Source organism: Streptomyces sp. NPDC006743, from assembly GCF_040703815.1.
Lineage (GTDB): Bacteria > Actinomycetota > Actinomycetes > Streptomycetales > Streptomycetaceae > Streptomyces.
The window spans coordinates 1-5,590 of the sequence record NZ_JBEYJA010000013.1 but is presented as its reverse complement, the minus strand read 5'-3'; the positions used below and the strand labels follow the sequence as shown (position 1 = coordinate 5,590).

5 protein-coding genes and 1 pseudogene are annotated in these 5,590 nt (G+C 72.0%); 5 read left to right on the top strand and 1 reads right to left on the bottom strand.

Annotated elements, in window-relative coordinates; all coding sequences use genetic code 11:
* A partial coding sequence (locus ABZ719_RS13750) for an SWIM zinc finger family protein (protein WP_366725385.1) occupies positions 1 to 1,582 on the top strand: 1,582 nt, incomplete at its 5' end.
* A gap of 257 nt (positions 1,583 to 1,839) precedes the next feature.
* On the opposite strand, the pseudogene ABZ719_RS13745 reads toward ABZ719_RS13750, so the two are convergent.
* Positions 1,840 to 2,157: pseudogene (locus tag ABZ719_RS13745) on the bottom strand (hypothetical protein); the annotation flags it as partial.
* Between the two features lie 30 nt (positions 2,158 to 2,187).
* On the opposite strand from ABZ719_RS13745, the gene ABZ719_RS13740 reads away from it, so the two are divergent.
* From ABZ719_RS13740 to ABZ719_RS13725, 4 genes are all read left to right on the top strand, one after another.
* Positions 2,188 to 3,165: a magnesium transporter CorA family protein gene (locus tag ABZ719_RS13740; protein ID WP_366725384.1), complete on the top strand. Its 978-nt coding sequence runs from the start codon at positions 2,188 to 2,190 to the stop codon at positions 3,163 to 3,165.
* An 84-nt stretch (positions 3,166 to 3,249) separates the two neighbouring features.
* On the top strand, positions 3,250 to 3,891 hold the full coding sequence (locus ABZ719_RS13735; protein ID WP_366725383.1) for a DUF5994 family protein: 642 nt from the start codon (positions 3,250 to 3,252) through the stop codon (positions 3,889 to 3,891).
* 258 nt (positions 3,892 to 4,149) lie between these two features.
* Positions 4,150 to 4,422 (top strand): hypothetical protein, encoded by a 273-nt coding sequence (locus tag ABZ719_RS13730; RefSeq protein WP_366725508.1) that lies wholly within the window; start codon positions 4,150 to 4,152, stop codon positions 4,420 to 4,422.
* 165 nt (positions 4,423 to 4,587) lie between these two features.
* Positions 4,588 to 5,013, top strand: a complete 426-nt coding sequence (locus ABZ719_RS13725) for a DUF5994 family protein (RefSeq protein ID WP_366725382.1) — start codon at positions 4,588 to 4,590, stop codon at positions 5,011 to 5,013.
* The last annotated feature ends 577 nt before the right edge of the window (positions 5,014 to 5,590 follow it).

Genomic DNA, 5,590 nt, shown 5'->3' with positions numbered 1-5,590 from the left:
GGCCCGTTCCCGTATCGGCACGGAGGCTCACGGGGAGGCCCGTTCCCGTATCGGCACGGAGGCTCACGGGGACGCCCGTTCCCATACCGGCACGGAGGCCCGCCCAGGCGCCGGCCCGGCAACTCGCCCAGGCGCCGGCCCGGCAACTCGCCCAGGCACCGGACCGGCGACCCGCGCGGGAAGCGGTACAGCGACCAGCCCGGCCACCGGCACGGAAACCCGCACGGAATCCCGCACCGAGACCGATGCCACCCCGCTCCCGCCCCCGGCAGCCGCCGCTGCTCCCGCCCCTGCCCCCGCCGCTCTGCGCGTCCACGGCAGCATGGCCTCGCCCCGCCGCGACGGGGAACTCCGCCGCACCTTCCCCGCGCTCCCGGCCCCCGCCCCGGGGGACTCCGGCTCCGCCGGGACCTGGTGGGGCGAGGCGTGGACCACGGCCCTGGAGGACGGCGCGCTGGACGCGGCGCGGCTGGCGCGGGGGCGCGCCTACGCGCGGACGGGACACGTCGACGCGATCACCGTGACGCCCGGCCTCGTCCTGGCGTACGTGCAGGGCAGCCGTCCGCGTCCGTACCGGGTCCAGCTGCGGCTGCGGACGCTGGACGACACGGAATGGGACCGCTTCCTGGACGCCGCAGCCGAGCAGCCCGCCCACATCGCCGCGCTCCTCGACAAGGAGATGCCGCAGTCCCTGACCGGGTGCGGGGTCCCGCTGCTCCCCGGCCCGCACGACCTGGAGGCCCGCTGCTCCTGCCCCGACCGCGGCCACCCCTGCAAGCACGGGGCGGCCCTGTGCTATCAGACGGCGCGACTGCTGGACGCCGACCCGTTCGTCCTGCTGCTGCTCCGCGGCCGGGGCGAGCGGGAGCTGCTGGACGCGCTGTCCCGGCGCAGCGCGGCCCGCGCCGCGAGGGCCGCCCAGGAGCGCGAGCCGGAACCGCTGCCGGGCGTGCGCGCCGCCGACGCCTTCGCGCGCCGCCCGCAGCCGCTCCCCACCCCGCTGCCACCCCCGGCGCACCCCGAGCAGCCCCCGGTGTATCCGGCGGCCCCCGGCGGCCCGGACCCGTTCGCGCTGGACCAGTTGGCGACCGACGCGGCCGTACGCGCCCACGCCCTGCTCACCACGGGTCGCGATCCCGTCGGCGGGCTGACCCTGTGGCAGGACGCGGTGCGCCTCGCCGCGGCCCGCCCCGGGTCGGGCCTGACCGCCGCCACCCGCTCCCTGTACGCCGCGCTCGCCTCCGCGACCGGACGCACCCCGGCGGAGCTGGCGCGCGCGGTGGCCGCCTGGCGGCAGGGCGGTGCGGAAGGGCTCGCCGTCCTGGAGGAGCCGTGGGACCCGCCGGCCGGCCGGTTCGACCGGGCCCGCCCCCTGCTCCTCGCCGCCGACCTGCCCGCTTTCCGCCCCTGGCGCAACCGTCTCACCCACCCCGCCGGTCGGCTCCAGCTCCGTCTGGGCAAGGACCACCTCTGGTACGCCTACGAGTCCGAACCCGGCCGGGACGACTGGTGGCCCCGCGGCACCCCGGACCTGGACCCGGTCGGCGCCCTGACCGGGCTGGACACGCCCGGGGACAGCTGAGCAACCGTCCGCGGCGCGCCGGGGCCCGCCCGCTGCCGGGCGCGGTGCGAGGAGTTCCACAGTGAGAGTGGTGAAGGGAAGGTGAGGGTCGCGGGCGATCCCCGGCAGTGCGGTGTGGAGAGTGGGGCTCCGGGACGAAGGTGTCCGGACCGGCGGTTGGCGTGGAGCGGTGAGCGAGACGACGACCCCTGCCCTCCAGTACCGCTTCGACGGCCCGGAAGACGCCCCGGTCGGTCGACTCCCTGGTCCTGGCAGTAGCGGCGGAAGACCTGACGGTGGGCGACGCCGTGGGCGAGCAGAGCGACCTGGCCGAACATCACGGCGAGGAACGCGGCGACCGCCAGGGTTCACCAGCCGGCGCCGATGACGACGAACGCCCCCCAGCCCCCGGCGTAGGCGACGGCCACGGCGACGGCGACGGAGCGGACGGTGGAGCAGCCGGGGCGCCGGTTCATCAGGCCGGCCTCGGCGACTTTCCTGGACAGGCGGGCGAAAATCACTGCCGCCGAGATTTTCCCCGGCGGGTGGCCGCTGTCGATGAACCTGCCGCGCTGGCGATCGGGGCGAAGCGGCATGGAAGGAATACAAGACACTAGCCTCGGGGCATGGTGACGCGTACCCGGCTGTATCACGACGGCACTCTGGTCCTGGAGGACTTTCCCGTCCGTGATGTTCCTGCACATCTCGCTGATCGGGCGTCGGTCCTGTGGCTGGACCTGCACCGGCCCGGAGCCGCGGAACTCACCATGCTCGGTCAGGAGTTCGGCATCCACGAACTGGCTCTGGAGGATGCCGCCCAGCGTGGACAGCGGCCGAAACTCGACCGCTACCGCACCCACGAGTTCCTCAGCGCCTATGCCGTGACCGTCAGCCCGGACGATGCGCAGCTGACGTACAGCGAGATCGCCGTATTCCTCACCGGCCAGGCCATGATCACCGTCCGCAAGGACGACGGCCTGGACATCGAGGACGTCGTCGCCCGCTGGGACGAGAGCCCGGACCTGGCCGGCCACGGCGTCGGATTCCTGCTGCACGGCCTGCTCGACCATCTCGTGGACGGCCACTTCGCCGCCGTCCAGCAACTGGACGACAGCATCGAGGAGTTGGAAGGCCTGCTCTTCGCGGCCGGGCGCCGTGAGATCGAAGCCGTGCAGCGCCGGGTTTTCGCACTGCGTAAGTCGCTCGTCCGGCTGCGCCGCGTCGTGCTTCCGATGCGCGAGGTGGTCAACGGGCTCATGCGCCCCGGCCTGCACCTGATCACCGACCCTCTCGTCCCGTACTACCAGGACGTCTACGACCACGTGCTGCGGGCGACCGAGTGGACGGAATCACTGCGGGACCTGGTGGCCTCGGTCATGGAGACGAACCTCTCGGTCCAGGCCAACAGCATGAACCTGATCATGAAGAAGGTGACGAGCTGGGCCGCGATCATCGCCGTTCCCACCGCGATCACCGGGTACTACGGCCAGAACCTCCCCTATCCCGGTTTCGGTCATGAGTCGGGATTCGTCACCTCCGCAGCCGTCATCGTGCTCCTGTCCGCATTGCTGTATCTGACGTTCAAGCGCAAGGACTGGCTCTGACCGGCACCGGCGCCGGCCACCAGGTTCCGAAGGCAGGGAATCACCTGGTCATCCCGCGCTGTTCGGGTCGGTGAGCGGAGTAGGGTGAAGGCACCGGGAGTTCTTCGCGCACCGGCTCCGCTGCGGGTGCCGTTTCCGGTGATCGACAGCGCCGGGCCGCACCTACGAGCCCGGGGACAGGTCCGCGCCGTGGCCGTGACCATTGACCGTACGACATCGAGCAGGCGCACGCCGCCGCCGACGGCCCGGCTGTCCCTGAGACCCGCGCCGGGCGGGCTGGACGGCACGTGGTGGCCTCGCTCCCGTGCCCTCACCCGTGAGCTGCCCACCCTGACGGCCGCACTGGGCGTTCTCTGGGGCCGTATCACGAGTGTCACCGTGCACCCGGCCTACTGGCCCGTCCTGCCGCACTGGGTGTCCGACGCCGGGCGCACCGTGCAGGTGGACTGGTCCACCGAGGGGCAGGATCCGCACAGACTCACTCTCTTCTCCGCTGACGGCCGCCGGGACGTGCTGGTGATTCCGCCGGAAACCGGTGCTGAGGCCGCCGCGCAGCTGATGGCCGGCGACGGCATCGATGTCCCGGCCCGGGAGCAAGCGGCAGACAGGATCGATGCACGAAACAGGGAGGAAGCCTGGGAGGCCGACGGCGGAGCAGGTCGGCCGTCGTCCCTGCCCCGGCCCATCGGTCCGGCGGGGCCTTCGCCCGCCGGTCGGCGGAGGTGAGATCCAGTGCTCGTCATCGCCGTGACCGTGCTGGTCGTCCTGATCGCCGTCGGCGTCGTTCTGATCCACCAGCTCAACGGTCGGCACCACGAACCGATCGCTGCCTTCCACTACAGCGATGTTCTGCCGGGGGTCGGGCGTCGGCCCCGGAGGCGCCGTCGGCCGACGGTGGACGCGAGCGTTCCGATGCGCCCCACCGCGACGGCTGCCGCGAATGACATCGACTTCGGCCCGACGGACGGCAGAGGAAGGCGCGTCATGGCGATATTGCGAGACCGGAAGACGTACCGCGGGAGGATCATGCAGGCTCTGTACCAAGCCGCCGAGGGCAATCGCCTCCTGGGCGTCGATGGGGCGAAGCTCCGCACCGACCTCGGCATCCCTGAGCAGGACATGGCCGCTGCCTGCATGTACCTGGCGGACGAAGGCTGGGTCGTCGTGGACTGGGGGAGGGGCAACACGCCCGCGATGATCACGTTGACGCACCAGGGGATCCGGCAGATGGAGACGGAAGAGGAAGGGCGTGGCTGAGCCGGCGCGCCGCTCTCCCGGACCGAAGCGAACCTTCACAAGGATTCTGCATGTCCGGATCAGTCGCTTTGGCGTAGCGTGGGAATCGGGTCGGGGCACGCTCACGCGCAATGACCCGGAAGGGCGGCATCTCCCCGGCTCCTGCCGTACGCCGTTCACCGGTCCGTGAGACCGGGGGCGGCCCCTGCCGAGGCCGGAGACGATGCGCGCGAGGGAATCCTGGACGGCGCACGGTGGCCGCGGTCCCGGGACATGAGTGCCGAACTCCCCTCGCTGATCTCCGCGTTGACCGAGCATCTCGAGCCCGTCACCAGGGTCGGTCAGGACGGAAGTGCCTGGGACGGACTGCCGCCCCGGGTGATGGTCGACGGCCGAGTCGTCCACACCGACTCCTCCCGGTCGGTGACGACACCGTCCTCGTCACCGGGGGCGGGCGACCGGGACCACTTCTCCCTGATGCTGGTCCCTCCGGACACGTCGCCCGACGCGGCACGCGCCGCGACGGCCAGGGCCGTGAGGGCCGACGATGTCACCAAGGCCGGACAGATGCTCATCGATACGGGCGGTGTCACGCCGTCTGCGCCGGCCTGACACGTCCCTCGCGGATCGACTCCCCGTCGCCATGGACCCTGGATGCGGGCGAACTTCTCGGTCCGCTGGGCGAATTCATGCGGACCCGTCTCCGGGCCGCCTCCGCGGCGACCCGGGTTTTCATCTCTCGCCGAGAACGACCCGGTGTGGGAGCCGGTGTGCGAGATGCCCTCGGTGCTGTCGACCGTACTCCGCACAGGCCGGGGCGGTTGCGGAGGCGACGCCGCGTTCCGTGGAGCGTCTGTCGATACCGGCGGGAGAGGGCCGAGGGCGCTGGGGCACGTCGCATGCCGGCCACCGGACCGGTCTCACGCACGGCGGCCGGCGTGTCCTGGGCCAGCGCTCCTCGGCTGGGGGACGTGTTCCTCGTGTCCCGTCCAGCCCGCCGCTCCCCATCAGCCCGCCGGGCGTCGGCGAGGAGTGCCCAAGGGGCGCCGCCTGTGGTCCGAGCCGTCGCCGTCAGACCTGACCCCGGTCACCAGTACTGATTTCGGCTCGTCGGGGTGAACCTTCATGAAGTCTGTGAGGGACCCGGAGTGATGCCTGTATCCCATGGTGTGTGAGATATGCGGATGGG